We start from the raw sequence: 14,969 nt of genomic DNA, 5'->3' as shown, positions 1-14,969 counted from the left end.
TGATTAGTGCCAAGAAAGTGTGTAATATTCACGCTCCTAGGTTGTCCTCCCAAATAATATAAAAATATGAAATTTTCACTAAAACAAAAACTTATCGGCGCGAGTCTTTCGGCCGTGGTTATTATGGCTGCTGCACTGACTTGGTTGTCGGCTGGTCAACTGTTTGATCAGACTTCTGCTGGTGTTTATTCAAGAGCACAAAGCTTGAGTGCCGTTGCATCGGAAGGGATTTCTGACTGGATTACCATCCGTAAAGAAATCGCCACCGCATTTAATGATTACTCGACCGAACAGGACGTTGTGCCGTTCTTACAGCAAGCACGCAAAGCTGGCGGCTTTGACGATATCTTCCTTGGTACGCCAAAAGGAGAGATGTACCGTTCTCATCCTGAGCGAAACCGTGCTGATTATGATCCGCGAACTCGCCCTTGGTATAAAGATGCCAATGTCGCGGGTAAGCAGATCATCACTGAGGCTTATCAAGACGCGATCACCAATGCGCTTTTGGTTACTATCGCTGAGCCGGTTATGAAAAATGGTCAGTTTATCGGGGTAGTCGGGGCCGATGTTCTTATCGATCAGCTTATCAGTGATGTGATCAACTTAGATGCTGGTAAAAATGCCAACGCGATGTTGATTGACATGAACCAAGGGACGTTTCTTGCTCATCCGGATAAAAGTTTGACTTTAAAGCCAATCAGTAGCTTATCGACAGACTTCTCGCGACAGGCGATCGAGCGCGCTGCTGACGAAGGTAAAATTGAAAGCACGACCATCAGAGGCGTAGAAAAACTCTATTACTTCCACAAAGTGGCGGGAACGCATTGGATGTTCGCCATTGAGATGGACCGCGCGACGGAAGAAGCGGGCAATGCAGTACTGTTGCGTGACTTGCTGATCACTGCTGTGATGATCACAATCGCGGTGATTGTTGCGGTTTCTTGGTTAGTTGGCTTCTTGTTCCGCGACCTAAACCGAGTATCTCATGCACTGGAAGAAATTGCTTCTGGTGAAGGTGATTTGACTCAGCGTCTGGAACCACGTAGTGACGATGAAGTTGGTAAACTGGCAGAAAACTTTAACCGCTTTGTTGGCAACATGCATACCATGGTGACCACACTTAGCCATGTCTCTTCATCACTGTCTGAACAGGCTCGTACCACGGCTCAGCAAGCAGAGGAACGTAGTCAGCGTATTTCTTATCAGCAAGATGAAATCAACATGGTGGCGACTGCGGTTAATGAAATGGCGGCCGCTACGCAAGAAATTGCGGGTAACGCAGAAAGCACGGCTAGCCACTCAGAAGAGGCGGTAGGCGCTTGCGCTCACGGTTCTAGCCAAGTTTCACAGACGCAATCTTCAATCCAGAATCTGGCCAAAGAAGTGCAGGTTGCGACCGATGTTATTCAGGATTTGGAAGCGCACGGTAATAGCATCAATACGATTCTATCGACCATTCAAGACATCGCAGAACAAACAAACTTGCTGGCACTTAACGCGGCTATTGAAGCGGCACGAGCAGGTGAGCAAGGACGTGGCTTTGCCGTGGTTGCTGATGAAGTTCGTGTATTGAGCCAACGCACACACGCTTCAACAAAAGAAATTCAAGAAACCATCGAGATGCTGCAAGGTACGACCAAGAAAGCGGTGGGTATCATGGGTGATAGCCGTCTTCTGGCTGATACCAGCGTTGATGATGCGAACTCAGCAGCAGCGAGTCTGACTCAAATTCATAGCGCAGTTGAGCAAATCAACGACATGGCAACACAGATCGCTTCTGCTGCTGAAGAACAAGCGTCGGTAACGACAGAGATTACTCGTAACACTGAAGGCATTCGTGATGTTTCTAACGAGCTTTCAGCAGAAGCACATCAAGCTGCGGAACAAGCCGCTTACTTGTCTGAGCTATCACATGAGCTTGAGCAGGAAATCAAACGCTTTAAGCTGTAATTTCGAAATATCTCGAGCGCGTTAAATTAAAAAGGAGCCATTGGCTCCTTTTTGTTTTTCTGGCTGTAGGCTAAAGCCAGAATTCGCTGATTGGTTGACTCTCATCGTAATGGTGCGCGATTTGTGCCTGAAGTAGTTCAGCAGTAGCTATCGCATCAGTCAGAGCGTGATGAGGAGTATAGTCCGGCAAGCCATAACGGCGTCGTGATTGAGCTAATCGCAACGATTCTGGCTTCTTGCCTTTTAACGACTCCCATAGACTTCCCGGTCGCTTTTTCTGAATGTCTTCCTCTATCTGGAAAGTATCCAATACCGGGAATTCAATGCCTTCATTGATGCGATCTCGCAGTGCTTTATCGAGAAATTCACGCTCTATGCGACGATAATGCACCACCACGATCTTACCGCTTAAACAGGGCAACAGTTCATTGAGAATATCCCCTAAATCAGGTGCATCAATCAGCTCGCTATGGGTAATACCGTGAATGATGACAGAGTCTTCATCCAGCTTTTGTTTCGGTCTTACTTTCCAATGACGAGCATTACGCAAAAAGATACGCTTCAGGTTAAAAGGGACCAGCCCAATCGTAATGATGTCGTTCTTATCAGGATCTAAGCCCGTGGTTTCTAAATCCAGTGCGACAAACTCAACGTCTGAAATTGGCGTATCTGGCGATGGCAATTCAGTGCCGTAAAAGGCTACCAAGTTTTCATCCGTCGCCATCTCGACTTTTTGCTTAAACTTCGTGTGCCATTGGATAGTCGGCTTTTGAAAGAGCTTTTTTAACATGTTAAGCCTCACTTAAAGCTCTTGTTTGCTTGATAGCGAAACTTAAGGAAGTTTTGGCCATTACTCAGAATTTGGAAGGCATCCTTAAGGTTTCGGCGCTCAAAGTCCGACAGATTCTCCGGTTCAATATTGTTGTCAGGCTCAATGCCCATTTCAACATCGTACGCTTGGTGGCGAATTCGTACCATGGAGATGAACTCCAACGCATCTTTTAAATCTTGAGCGCGACCTTTTGGCAGAATACCGGCGTCAATAATGTCATCCAGGCGTTCAAATGAGTTCTGTGTGCGAGAGCCAACAGCCAACGCGTGAACCCTGATCAAATCGACAAGCGGGGCTGTACCACGACGCTTGAGGTTGATGGAGTTTTTATGCTGCCCATCTTTTTCCACCACAAAGCTCTTAAAGAAGCCGAGTGGAGGCGTTCGGTTAAGCGCGTTACGTGCAAGGCAAGCCAGGAATCGGTTGTTTTTACGGGCACGACGGACGATAAAGCTGGTTAACTGCTCTGCCCATTTTAGTCGTCCGTACACGCCGTCTAAATCAAAGAAGATGGATGCATTAAGCAACGCTTTCGGGTTTGGATCGTCGATCCAGTCTGCGAAACACTCTTCCCATTGTGAACGTGTCATTCTCCACATTGGGTTGGTTGCCATGATATCGCCTGTACAATATTTGTAGCCACAGGCATCTAAGCCATCGCTGACAAACTGCGCTAACTCCTCAAAATATTTACCATGCTTCGACTCCTGATAGCTCTCGTCGAGAATGATGGCATTGTCTTGATCGGTAACCAGAAGCTGCTCATCACGCCCCATTGAGCCAAGCGCGAGAAAACAGTAAGGGACAGGTGGTGGACCTAACTTTTCTTCGGCCATTTCCAGTAAGCGCTGTTTGAAACTGCGGCCGATTACGGACATGGCACTGCCGACCATGTGAGAATTGGCGTCCTCGTTCACTAAACGAACAAAACTGCTTTTGACTTCTTCAGCGACGGCGGCCAGCTCTTCGATGGTGTGCTGGTGGAAAATACTGCTTACAAGTAGCAATGAGTTTTGTGATTCGTAACGAACAATATCCGTCGTTTCAATGATACCGATTGGCTGTTGATCTTTCACAACAGGGAGGTGGTGCACGTTATAACGCAGCATTTTAAGCATGGCTTCATAGATGTAAGCGTTATGATCGAGTGAGATAACTTCGGTAGTCATTACCGTTGCAACATCTTCATGTGGGGATAAACCCTCGGCCAGTACACGCGCACACAAGTCTCGGTCGGTGACAATACCTAATACCGGAGACTGTGGGTCGTCTTCGTCTCGCACAAAGTCCGGGTCAATAATAAGCAGAGACGAGACGTTATCTTCTGCCATAATTTTTGCTGCTTCCTGAATCGACTGGCCACGCTCGATCGTCGGAGTGTCACGCGTTAGCAACGTTTTCACTTTGGAAGTCGTGAGATCATTGGCTTCTTTATTTTCAGAGATAGCCATGCGTAGTCGCGCGCTGTTTTCTACTTCGACAAAGTCAGCAAATGAGTCGTAGTTATCGTACATTTCCTGGAAAACGTCGCCAGGGATACAGTAGATCAGGGCATCATCGATCGCTTTTACAGGAAAACGAACTTTATTATTGGTAAGCAGGCCCATTTGACCAAAAAGGTCGCCTTCATCCAGTCTGCTATAAAGTTCACCTTTACGTCGGTAAACTTCAACGACGCCACTTCTCACGACGAAGAGCTCTTGAACTTCATCTCCAAAATGGATAATTGGAGTATCTTCTCGATAATACGAAATTTCGACACTCTCGGTGACTTTGCTTAGCGCTTCTTCTGGGAGTTCGTTAAAAGGGGGATACTTGGCGAGAAAGTTATAAATCTCGAGAAGTTCTGCATCCATAAGGTTGCCTTTTGATTTTCAAGTAATAAAGTAATCTTAACTTAGTTTTAAAACAGAGTCTTACTCGTTCGTCGTTTTGAGCACTTAATCATAAGATTCCGACGTGTAACACGACAATAGTAATGTCATTCGGCTAATATCGTGGATGTCGAATGAGTAAAATCGGGTTACGAAAGCATCTATTGATTCTCATGAAAGGAAATCGAATGTTGAGAAGTTTATTACTTGTGCCACTTTGTGTTTTTTCTGCACTTAGCGGTGCTTCAGAGGCGGAACAAGCGGACAAATTTGGTTATGAACATATTTATCTAAACGTTGGTGCAGGGACAACCAACGAAGAATGGTTAGAAAATGCGAATGTTACGACGATTGATTTGGGTGGTAACTATTTAGTCACGGATAACTGGCTGTTTAATGCAGACTATTCCGCACAGTTTTTTCATCCAGACACTTACACGCTGCGCATCGATCGTTTAACGGTTGGTGGTGGTTACCGATATGGCATAACCCAACAACTCGACCTTTACGGTGTTTATCGTTTAGGTGCAATTAAGGCGAAAGCAACGGATGACGACACGGATAAAACACTGGTATCCGAATCAGAATTCCTACACGCGGCAGTATTTGGCGCGAACTACTTGCTGAGTGAAACGCTGATTGTTAACGCTGAGATCGAAGCCAATCGCAGTGATATTGTTGACGAAAACAAATATAAAATAGGCTTTAACTATCAGTGGCATGACGTCATTGGTACCGGTCTTTACTACCAATACCGAGATACGGACTACTCCGGAGCACCCTCTGATTACATCAATGAGGTGGGTTTAAGCCTCAGGTTCGTTTACTAGATTAACGTCTTAATCGAATACAAAAAAGGTCAGCAAGTGCTGACCTTTTCTTATCTTATCGCTGCAGATTAAAGAACTGCTGCAATGCCTTTACATAGTGGGCCCATGTTTGACTTAGTCATACCAGCCACACTGATTCGGCCAGAGCCGACAATGTAAATAGCGAATTCTTCTTTCAGACGGTTCACTTGCTCTTTAGATAGACCAGAGAACGAGAACATGCCGTTTTGGCGTTCGATAAAGCTAAAGTCTGCATCTACACCTTCTTCTTTCAGTGTCGCTACAAACAACTCACGCATCTCTTGGATACGATCACGCATTTCTGCTACTTCTGCTTCCCATTCTGCACGAAGGTCAGCATCGTTTAGAATATGCGTAACAACAGCGCTACCGTGAGCCGGTGGGTTAGAGTAGATAGAACGGATGATTGCTTTAACTTGTGAGAATGCTGTTGTTGCCACTTCTTCTGACTCAGCAACAAGAGTGAAGGCACCTACACGCTCGTTGTAAAGACCGAAGTTTTTAGAGAACGAGCTAGCAACTAGGATTTCTTTGTTGTACTTAGCAAAAGTACGTAGACCCGCTGCGTCTTCCTCAACACCTTTCGCGAAACCTTGGTATGCGAAGTCGAATAGAGGAAGCAATTTCTTCTCTGCAACTAGCTTAGCTAATGTTTCCCACTCTTCTGCTGTTGGATCGATACCAGTAGGGTTGTGGCAGCAGCCGTGTAGAAGAACGATGTCGCCTTCAGAAGCAGCTTGAAGATCGTTAAGCATTGCATCGAAGTCTTTGTCTTTTGTTTCTGCGTTGTAGTAGCTGTATTGAGCAGTTTCGATGCCAGCCGCAGTGAACACACCATTGTGGTTTGCCCAAGTAGGGTTGCTGATCCAGATTTTAACGTCGCCTAGCTGACGTTTGATGAATTCACCAGCAACACGCAGTGCGCCTGTACCACCTGGCGCTTGAGCTGTTTTTGCACGTTTGTCTGCAACCACTTCAGCGCTCTCGCCGAATAGCAGTTTTTGTACTGCTAGAGCGTATTCTGCAGTCCCTTCGATGGTTAGGTAAGATTTAGTTTTCTCAGTCTCAATTAGAGCTGCTTCAGCTTTCTTTACCGTAGCAAGAACAGGGGTTTCACCTTGTTCGTTTTTGTAAATACCTACGCCAAGGTTGATTTTTTCTGCGCGAGTATCTTTTTTAAATTCTTCAGTAAGACCAAGAATAGGGTCGGCCGGAGCGGCTACTACTTTTTCAAACATAATCTTCATCCATGTTAATCGAAGGGTGTGCCCGTATTTATACCTTTCAGCATTACTTGTTACAACACCTTCTGATAAGAAAACCTAAAAAAGATGCTATTAGAAATCGAATTCAAAGATAAACCAGACTTTTGGCATGCTAACAGTGCTAAGAAGGGGAGTTAGAAGCAAGCTTTATCGAGAATTGATGCTGTTTTGTACATCGAATGCAATCGTTTACTTCGAAAGTGTCTATGTGCCAAATTGTTACGGAAAAGTTACATGGTTCTGCTTAACTGATGGCATAGAAAGCCTAGGTAAACTCGTTACAAAACAAGAACGCAAAACTAACACCGGAGAATCAGATAGAGATGTTTTTGGGTTCAATTTCTTGTTCTTCTTTTTTAATGGCTTTTTGAGGTTAATGTCGGGTTTGACTGGATTGGGCGAGAAACCAGATTAGACGTTGTTTTTTCTATGTCAGGATATCTTTTTTTGATTCAAAATTACGTCAAATAGAGGTCATTGGGTGGAATATTGGCAAACTTAACAGAGCATAGCTGGTTAACGAAAACACTTTCGTTGTTCTGACTCGGAGGTGTGCATCATCAATGACTCAATACAACCAACATATTTAAGTTAGCACTGATAGCCAGTGAGCCGACCCGCTAGTCGGCCCATGATGATGCACCGAATTTTACCGATGTGCGCGTCTAGTCGTCTTGTTCTTCTTTGCTAGCGTTTTCCTCGTTGAGGTGTTTTACAATCGCCTCTTTAGCATGTTCTTCCGTTGCTGTTTCACCGGGTGGCACAACGAGATCCGCCATTTTGTGTACACCCATTGCATCTTCAGCAATATGTAACCAGTCTGGGTGCCAATAATAAGGATCGGACGCACCAGGGTGGTCCCAGCTATGGACACCTTTATGCGCTCCTCGGTATGAGAGATCATCCATGGTAAACACTTTCATAACTTCCTCCAAAAACGTCATTTCTTTGAAAGTATGGAACATAATTCTACACTTCGGATCGCGAATTCATCTTACTAAGATTGATTAATTACCTTGCAAGAACGATAAGTCAGCTATCAGAATGTCGGCGCGAAGTATGCTAAGGTGCACCCGAAGTCAAAGTGAGATAATGATGAATCGATACCGTCAATTAGCTGAGCTGTTTAAAACTCAGATTCAGCAGAATACATGGAGAGCAGGGGAGAAGCTGCCATCTGTGCGTGTGACCAGCCGTAATCATTCAGTAAGTGCGGGGACGGTATTACAGGCTTATCAGTTATTGGAAGCTCAGGGCTGGGTAAGTGCTAAACCTCAATCCGGCTATTATGTCACGGCCGAATTAGAGCGTTTTGAGGCAAGCAATGAAGTCGTGCCAGCTTATCGCTCTAGCTTCAATGATGAGCTGTACGATTATCTTAAACATCAAGGATTACCCGATGCAGTGCGTTTGGGCTCCGCGTTTCCCGACGCCACGTTATTTCCTTTAGAAGCTTTAAACCGCAACCTTGCCAGCTCTGGCCGTAAAATGGGACCAGAAAGCTTGCTTGATAACATGCCTCCGGGGAGTGAGTCATTACGTCGTTTGATCGCGCAACGGTACATACAGCAAGGTATATCGATTACGCACGAAGATATTGTGATAACCTCTGGCGCGCTCGAGGCGTTGAATCTGAGCTTGCAAGCGGTTACTCAGCCCGGAGATACGGTTGTTGTGGAGTCACCGGCTTTTTATGGTGCGCTTCAAGCGATAGAACGTCTTGGGCTGAAGGCAATCGAGGTTTCTGTAGACAGCCAAAAGGGGCACGATCTTGAACAGCTTGAAGCAATATTTGCAAAACATGCTGTTCGCGCTTGTTGGCTGATGGTTAATTTTCACAACCCGACGGGTGCACTGCTGTCAGATGAACAAAAGGAACGGATTGTCCGGATGGCGGAACAACATGATGTCTACTTGATTGAAGATGATGTCTATTCCGAGTTGTATTTCACTGCGAGCAAACCAACTTCTCTTAAAACTTTTGACAAGCAAGGGCGAGTGCTTCACTGTTCCTCACTCTCTAAGAGTCTTTGTCCGGGGTATCGGCTAGGATGGGTGGTGAACCATCGCTTTAACGAACCGATTCAAAAGCTACAACTTATCTCTACTTTGTCGGGGAGTGCACCGATTCAGCAAGGTATCGCCCATTATCTGCAAAATGACAGCTACGATAATCACTTGAGAAAGCTGCGAAAAATCATGCAACAGCGCCAAAGCTTGTTCATTGAACTTATACAACGCTACTTGCCGCAAAACCTGACTTATAACGTACCTGAAGGTGGTTACTTTGTATGGGTTAAGTTGCCAAATGAGACGGACAGCAAGTCGATTTATCAAGCTTTGTTGCAACTACAGATAACTGTGGCATATGGGAAGTTGTTTTCAAGCGATACCAAGTTTAAAAACTACCTGCGACTAAATACTTCCATGCCTCTCGATGGGGCATTAGAAAATGCCATCAAGAAAATAGGCGAGTTACTGACAACTGTTTAGGCATTTATCACGTTAACTGTACCAGTTCATCTTACTTGGATTGTGGTTTAATCAATGCAGTAACAACTTCTTACCTCGGAGTGATGATGAAAAAGCAGTTGGTGAAACATGAATTAACACTGATCATTGTGGCGATATTTAGCGCTTTCTTACTGGTGTTTGGACACCTTATTTTGGCCAAGTCATTTGCACATTATGCGTGGGTTGAATACACCGCTGCGGTCATTCCGTTCGTTATCTTTGGTTTGTGTTTTGTCGGTGTGAGGTATGCGGTGAAAGCCGATCAAGAGGAAAGTAATTCTTAATTTGGTGAGTGCCAGATAAAACAAAAGACCTCCACTTGGGAGGTCTTTTTAATTCTGTTTCACTAAAAGTGATTAGAAGTTCGCAGAACGTGGTGTACGTGGGAATGGGATCACGTCACGAACGTTGCCCATGCCAGTTACGTAAGAAACCAGACGCTCGAAGCCTAGACCAAAGCCTGCGTGTGGCACTGTGCCGTAACGACGTAGGTCGCGGTACCAGCTCATATGCTCTGGGTCGATACCCATTTCACGCATACGTGAATCTAGAATGTCCAGACGCTCTTCACGTTGAGAACCACCGATGATTTCACCGATGCCTGGTGCTAGAACGTCCATCGCTGCTACTGTCTTGCCATCGTCGTTCATACGCATGTAGAACGCTTTGATGTCTTTCGGGTAGTTCTTCACGATTACTGGCGCTTTGAAGTGCTCTTCCGCTAGGAAACGCTCGTGCTCAGAAGACATGTCGATACCCCATTCAACTGGGAATTCGAACTCACGACCAGAATCCAGAAGGATTTGGATTGCGTCTGTGTAGTCTACTTGTGCGAAGTCAGAAGAAACAAATTGCTCCAGACGAGTGATCGCTTCTTTGTCGATGCGTTGAGCGAAGAACTCAAGGTCATCACGACGCTCTTCAAGTACTGCTTTAAATACGTACTTAAGCATGTCTTCAGCAAGTTTTGCTACGTCGTCTAGCTCTGCAAACGCAACTTCAGGCTCAACCATCCAGAATTCTGCCAGGTGGCGGCTTGTGTTTGAGTTTTCAGCACGGAAAGTAGGGCCGAAAGTATAAACTTTGCTGATTGCACAAGCGTAAGCTTCCGCGTTTAGCTGACCAGAAACTGTCAGGAACGTCTCTTTACCGAAGAAGTCTTCGTTGTAATCTACTTTGCCAGCGTCTGTGCGAGGTAGGTTTTCCATGTCTAGCGTAGAAACGCGGAACATTTCACCCGCACCTTCTGCGTCAGAAGCGGTGATTAGTGGCGCAGATACCCAGAAGTAACCTTGCTCGTGGTAGAAACGGTGAATAGCTTGAGACAGGCAGTTACGTACACGAGCTACCGCGCCGATCACGTTTGTGCGTGGACGAAGGTGCGCTACTTCACGTAGGTACTCGATCGAGTGACGAGTTTTTGCCATTGGGTAAGTTTCAGCATCTTCAACCCAACCAACAACTTTAACGTCAGTTGCTGCCAGTTCGAAGTCCTGACCTTTCGCAGGAGACTCAACAATCTTACCAGTTACTTCAACAGAGCAGCCTGTAGTCAGCTTTAATACTTCGTCGTCGTAATTATTAAGATTATTAGGGACCACGGCCTGAATCGGGTCGAAACAAGAGCCGTCATAAATGGCAAGGAAAGAGATTCCAGCTTTGGAATCACGACGTGAACGGATCCAGCCACGAACAGTAACTTCACTGTCTACTGCTAGCTGACCTTTCAAAACGTCTGATACAGGCGCGTAAGTCATGTTTTCAATATTCTCCATAGAGGTAAAAATTCAACGCAACGCTCTTTAAAGTCCTTGTTTCATAATCTTTTTGTTTAAAAAACAAGCAGAGTGCTGGGTTGGGTAGAATTTTACAGATTCAACGAGACATATTACCTGTCAATTCGTCAGCTTCAACCTTTATATTCATTTTGAAGGTCAGAAAAAGATGATTTGATCTTAGTTTTACCTCGGATGAAAGCAGGAATAGCGAAAAACGTTCAAGCAGAAATGCAAGTAGACACTGATATTCCGTTTATGGGGAGTTCCTAACTACGTTTTTAAACACATGCCGCGTTAATCACACTGTTTTCTTTGTGTATTCATAACGTGATTATTATGTAATCAAATAACTGGCGAATGGCAAAACTCGACGCTCGGGTATCATTCACTTAAATAAAAATACTGATTTATGACTCAATAATGGACTAATGCTTGTCTCTTGGCAGTGATTTCCTTAGTATATCGCGTCTTTTTTAAAGCCTGAGAATCAAGATGAAAACAGAATTGTACAAAGAGTTCATGTTCGAAGCGGCACACCACTTGCCACATGTACCCGAAGGTCATAAGTGTGGTCGTTTGCACGGACACTCTTTCCTTGTTCGTCTTTATGTAGAAGGTGAGGTAGACCCACATACGGGTTGGGTTGTGGATTTTGCAGAAATCAAAGCCGCTTTCAAACCAATTTACGATCGTTTAGACCATTACTACTTAAACGATATTGAAGGCCTGGAAAACCCAACCAGCGAAGTGCTCGCGAAATGGATTTGGCAGCAACTGAAACCAAGCCTTCCGCTGCTAAGCAAAGTAGAGATCAAAGAAACTTGCACAGCAGGTTGTATCTACAAAGGCGAGTAATCGCAACAAGCGTCATTTACAAAGGCAAGCTTATCGGCTTGCCTTTGTTGTATCTGGACGATGAAAACTACGCTAAACGCAGATACAAAAAAAGCCCGAGCAGATGGCTCGGGCTTCGTGTTCAGAAGGAAGGATTAGCAGATAACTTTTATTGCCAGACCACCTTGAGAAGTTTCGCGGTATTTCGCGTTCATGTCTTTACCTGTCTCTAGCATGGTTTCGATAACCTTATCCAGAGATACGGTAGGAGCTGAAGAACGACGTAAAGCCATACGAGTCGAGTTGATCGCTTTTACAGCCGCAATACCATTACGCTCGATACATGGAACCTGTACCTGACCAGCGACAGGGTCACATGTCAGACCCAGGTTGTGCTCCATTGCGATTTCTGCTGCCATACAAACCTGCTCTGGGCTACCACCCATCAGCTCTGCAAGGCCAGCTGCTGCCATTGAACACGCCACGCCAACTTCACCCTGACAGCCAACTTCTGCGCCAGAGATAGATGCATTACGCTTGTAAAGACCACCGATTGCACCAGAAGCCGCAAAGTAACGGATGTAGTCTTTCTCTGATACGGTTTGAATGAACTTGTCATAGTACGCCAGTACCGCAGGGATAATGCCACACGCACCGTTCGTTGGTGCTGTTACAACACGACCACCTGCTGCGTTTTCTTCGTTTACAGCAAACGCAAACATGTTTACCCAGTCAACCACAGACATCGGATCGTTGGTTGTCTTTTCAGAAGTAAGCAGTTGTTGGCGAAGCGCTGCAGCACGGCGAGGCACACGCAGTGGACCAGGCAGAATGCCTTCTTCGTTCATACCGCGATCCATACATTCGCGCATGGTACGCCAGATGTTCGCGAAGTAGGTACGGGTCTCTTCATCAGAATGAAGCGCTTGTTCATTTTTCATGGTTAGCGCACTGATAGAAAGGCCACTTTCACGGCACTGATTTACCAGTTCTTCTGCTGTTGTAAATGGGAAAGGAACTTTAATCGGGTTCTCTTCCTCTTTACCGAAGTTTTCTTCATCAACGATAAAACCACCACCGATAGAGTAGTAGGTCTTTGAGTATGCTTTTTCGTCATCAATCCAAGCGTGGATTTGCATACCATTTTCGTGAAGTTCCAAATTCGTTTTGTGGAAGTTCATTCCACCTTCGCGCGGAAACGATACTGTATGACAGTGCATGCCAACAGGAAGACGTTCAGTTTCTTCTACGCGAGCAATAAAGCCCGGAATAGAATCGATATCTACTTTCTCAGGGGAATTGCCTGCAAGACCCATGATAATAGCAATATCTGTGTGGTGACCTTTCCCTGTCAGTGATAGCGATCCATAAACGTCAACGGTGATTTTAGTGATGTCGCGTAATTTTCCCATTGCGCGAAGATCATCAATAAACTCTTTACCCGCTTTCATTGGGCCTACAGTGTGTGAGCTTGAAGGTCCAACACCGATTTTATAGATATCAAATACACTAATCATATCGATTACCTCAGAAGAAAGCCTCCCAAGGGGATTTGGGAGGCTTAATTTTTTATCGTTATATTTTTCGATTAATCACGCTGGTATTTCAGCTGAGATTAAAGAGCGCCGTAGATTACAGAACTAATCGCTGCAAGACCACAGATAGCTGTGAAAATTTGCACAGGTGCTGAAGTTTTGTACTTCGCCATTGCTGGAACTTTGTGCATAGCGAAAACAGGCATCAGGAATAGGATTGCCGCAATCATTGGCGCACCCATCGTTTCAATCATACCTAGGATGCTTGGGTTAACGATAGCAACCACCCAAGTAGTCAGTACGATGAAGATTAGAGACGCTTTTTCAATCTTGCTTACTTGAGTGTTAGAGCGAGACTTGATTAGGCCAACCAGACCTTCGTGAGCACCCAGGAAGTGACCGAAGTAGCTAGAAGTGATTGCTGCAAACGCAACCAGTGGACCTAAGTAAGAGATCAGTGGAGACTCATGAACGTTCGCTAAGTAAGAAAGAACAGAGATGTTTTGTGCTTGAGCTGTAGCTAACTGCTCTGGAGACAGAGAAAGAACCACAGAGAACACGAAGAACATAACAAAGCCCATTAGCATCATTGCTGCACCGCCAGTGATAGCGTCAGTTTTCTTCACTGCATTTTCACCGTAAACACGACGTTGCTCTTTAGAGAACTGAGAAATGATAGGGCTGTGGTTGAATGAGAACACGATGATTGGAATTGCCAGCCAAACGATTGAAGGCATTTCACCCCAGTTTGGTGAAACTTCCATCATTGAAGTATTCCACTCAGGAATCAGGTAGAAAGACAGCGCTAGTAGAATGAATACCAGTGGGTAAACCATTGCTGATGTTGCTTTCAGCATGAGCTCTTTACCAAATACCACACCTGTAGTCATTGCTGCGATCAGAGCACCAGACAGTAGCCAGCGAGGAATAGATTCCATGCCCATTTGGTTAACCAGGAATGAGTCAACCGTGTTAGTGATGCCGACACCGTAGATAAGTACGATAGGGTAAATAGCGAAGAAGTAAGCGAAAGTAATAAGGTTTGCGCCAGTTTTACCGAAGTGCTCTTCTACTGTGTCAGTGATGTCTGCTTCTGGATTCTTAGCTGAAAGAACAAAGCGAGCCAGAGATTTGTGTGCGAACCAAGTCATTGGTGCTGCGATTAGGGCTAGGATTACTAATGGCCAAAAACCACCAGCACCCGCTTTAATCGGAAGGAATAATACACCTGCACCTACGGCTGTACCGAACAGCGACAGACACCAGGTGAAGTCTTTGTAAGAAAACTTACTAGACGATTGTGCGGTAGAAACCGCAGAATTGATTGAATTCATTTTATGTTTACTCATTTTGGGAACAGGAAATAAGTCGGGTGCAATTTTGCAAGATTTTGCATTGGGAAAATTAGATCTAAGTCATGTATTGCTCGGGCTTATTGAATAATATGTCAAAAACCTGTTTTTTATCACGAAAATGATGTGCTACTAGTGATTAATGCTAATGTGTGGAATTAGAAAATCTAATTGATAGTCTTAT

12 protein-coding genes are annotated in these 14,969 nt (G+C 45.1%); 5 read left to right on the top strand and 7 right to left on the bottom strand.

Annotated features, from left to right (window positions below; genetic code table 11):
• The first annotated feature begins 66 nt into the window (after nt 1-66).
• Nucleotides 67-1,950, top strand: coding sequence for a methyl-accepting chemotaxis protein (locus DBX26_RS08900; protein ID WP_065299870.1), 1,884 nt, complete (start codon nt 67-69; stop codon nt 1,948-1,950).
• Nucleotides 1,951-2,020: 70 nt separating this feature from the next.
• On the opposite strand, the gene DBX26_RS08895 is transcribed toward DBX26_RS08900, so the two are convergent.
• Nucleotides 2,021-2,740 carry a 3'-5' exonuclease gene (locus DBX26_RS08895; RefSeq protein WP_014232361.1) on the bottom strand — a complete coding sequence of 240 codons (720 nt, stop codon included), beginning with the start codon at nt 2,738-2,740 and terminating at the stop codon, nt 2,021-2,023.
• 8 nt (nt 2,741-2,748) lie between these two features.
• Nucleotides 2,749-4,638: a DUF294 nucleotidyltransferase-like domain-containing protein gene (locus tag DBX26_RS08890; protein ID WP_020335529.1), complete on the bottom strand. Its 1,890-nt coding sequence runs from the start codon at nt 4,636-4,638 to the stop codon at nt 2,749-2,751.
• Between the two features lie 206 nt (nt 4,639-4,844).
• Here DBX26_RS08890 and DBX26_RS08885 point away from each other — a divergent pair, with 206 nt between their 5' ends.
• Nucleotides 4,845-5,486 carry an outer membrane beta-barrel protein gene (locus DBX26_RS08885; protein WP_014232359.1) on the top strand — a complete coding sequence of 214 codons (642 nt, stop codon included), beginning with the start codon at nt 4,845-4,847 and terminating at the stop codon, nt 5,484-5,486.
• 68 nt (nt 5,487-5,554) lie between these two features.
• Here DBX26_RS08885 and DBX26_RS08880 read toward each other — a convergent pair whose 3' ends face one another.
• Both DBX26_RS08880 and DBX26_RS08870 read right to left on the bottom strand, forming a co-directional pair.
• Nucleotides 5,555-6,745, bottom strand: a complete 1,191-nt coding sequence (locus DBX26_RS08880) for an amino acid aminotransferase (RefSeq protein ID WP_014232358.1) — start codon at nt 6,743-6,745, stop codon at nt 5,555-5,557.
• A 692-nt stretch (nt 6,746-7,437) separates the two neighbouring features.
• A complete protein-coding gene (locus DBX26_RS08870; RefSeq protein ID WP_174234189.1) occupies nt 7,438-7,695 on the bottom strand; it encodes a hypothetical protein in 258 nt (85 codons plus the stop codon).
• Between the two features lie 172 nt (nt 7,696-7,867).
• Between DBX26_RS08870 and DBX26_RS08865 the strand changes: the two genes are divergently transcribed.
• Together DBX26_RS08865 and DBX26_RS08860 are read left to right on the top strand one after the other, a co-directional pair.
• Entirely contained in the window at nt 7,868-9,265 is a 1,398-nt protein-coding gene (locus tag DBX26_RS08865) for a PLP-dependent aminotransferase family protein (RefSeq protein ID WP_118119776.1), read from the top strand.
• An 86-nt stretch (nt 9,266-9,351) separates the two neighbouring features.
• Nucleotides 9,352-9,570, top strand: a complete 219-nt coding sequence (locus tag DBX26_RS08860; protein ID WP_020335524.1) for a hypothetical protein — start codon at nt 9,352-9,354, stop codon at nt 9,568-9,570.
• Between the two features lie 72 nt (nt 9,571-9,642).
• On the opposite strand, the gene asnS is transcribed toward DBX26_RS08860, so the two are convergent.
• Nucleotides 9,643-11,043: an asparagine--tRNA ligase gene (gene asnS / locus DBX26_RS08855; protein WP_014232354.1), complete on the bottom strand. Its 1,401-nt coding sequence runs from the start codon at nt 11,041-11,043 to the stop codon at nt 9,643-9,645.
• Between the two features lie 513 nt (nt 11,044-11,556).
• Between asnS and queD the strand changes: the two genes are divergently transcribed.
• On the top strand, nt 11,557-11,919 hold the full coding sequence (gene queD, locus DBX26_RS08850) for a 6-carboxytetrahydropterin synthase QueD (protein ID WP_014232353.1): 363 nt from the start codon (nt 11,557-11,559) through the stop codon (nt 11,917-11,919).
• A 134-nt stretch (nt 11,920-12,053) separates the two neighbouring features.
• On the opposite strand, the gene DBX26_RS08845 is transcribed toward queD, so the two are convergent.
• Both DBX26_RS08845 and DBX26_RS08840 read right to left on the bottom strand, forming a co-directional pair.
• The gene (locus tag DBX26_RS08845) at nt 12,054-13,415 is read right to left on the bottom strand and encodes an L-serine ammonia-lyase (RefSeq protein WP_014232352.1); all 1,362 of its coding nucleotides are present in this window, start codon (nt 13,413-13,415) and stop codon (nt 12,054-12,056) included.
• Between the two features lie 98 nt (nt 13,416-13,513).
• Nucleotides 13,514-14,767 carry an aromatic amino acid transport family protein gene (locus DBX26_RS08840; RefSeq protein ID WP_014232351.1) on the bottom strand — a complete coding sequence of 418 codons (1,254 nt, stop codon included), beginning with the start codon at nt 14,765-14,767 and terminating at the stop codon, nt 13,514-13,516.
• Nucleotides 14,768-14,969 lie beyond the last annotated feature (202 nt).

The organism is Vibrio sp. dhg, from assembly GCF_003443775.1.
Classification (GTDB): Bacteria; Pseudomonadota; Gammaproteobacteria; order Enterobacterales; family Vibrionaceae; genus Vibrio; species Vibrio natriegens.
The sequence above is the reverse complement of the archived record's forward strand: the minus strand, read 5'-3'. Positions and strand labels throughout refer to the sequence as shown.

Bases quoted from the DNA above. Each gene is read 5' to 3' on its own strand.
- queD (WP_014232353.1), top strand. From the start codon at position 11,557: ATGAAAACAGAATTGTACAAAGAGTTCATGTTCGAAGCGGCACACCAC.
- DBX26_RS08880 (WP_014232358.1), bottom strand. From the start codon at position 6,745: ATGTTTGAAAAAGTAGTAGCCGCTCCGGCCGACCCTATTCTTGGTCTT.
- DBX26_RS08870 (WP_174234189.1), bottom strand. From the start codon at position 7,695: ATGAAAGTGTTTACCATGGATGATCTCTCATACCGAGGAGCGCATAAA.
- DBX26_RS08885 (WP_014232359.1), top strand. From the start codon at position 4,845: ATGTTGAGAAGTTTATTACTTGTGCCACTTTGTGTTTTTTCTGCACTT.
- DBX26_RS08900 (WP_065299870.1), top strand. From the start codon at position 67: ATGAAATTTTCACTAAAACAAAAACTTATCGGCGCGAGTCTTTCGGCC.
- DBX26_RS08865 (WP_118119776.1), top strand. From the start codon at position 7,868: ATGAATCGATACCGTCAATTAGCTGAGCTGTTTAAAACTCAGATTCAG.
- DBX26_RS08860 (WP_020335524.1), top strand. From the start codon at position 9,352: ATGAAAAAGCAGTTGGTGAAACATGAATTAACACTGATCATTGTGGCG.
- DBX26_RS08895 (WP_014232361.1), bottom strand. From the start codon at position 2,740: ATGTTAAAAAAGCTCTTTCAAAAGCCGACTATCCAATGGCACACGAAG.
- asnS (WP_014232354.1), bottom strand. From the start codon at position 11,043: ATGACTTACGCGCCTGTATCAGACGTTTTGAAAGGTCAGCTAGCAGTA.
- DBX26_RS08845 (WP_014232352.1), bottom strand. From the start codon at position 13,415: ATGATTAGTGTATTTGATATCTATAAAATCGGTGTTGGACCTTCAAGC.
- DBX26_RS08840 (WP_014232351.1), bottom strand. From the start codon at position 14,767: ATGAATTCAATCAATTCTGCGGTTTCTACCGCACAATCGTCTAGTAAG.
- DBX26_RS08890 (WP_020335529.1), bottom strand. From the start codon at position 4,638: ATGGATGCAGAACTTCTCGAGATTTATAACTTTCTCGCCAAGTATCCC.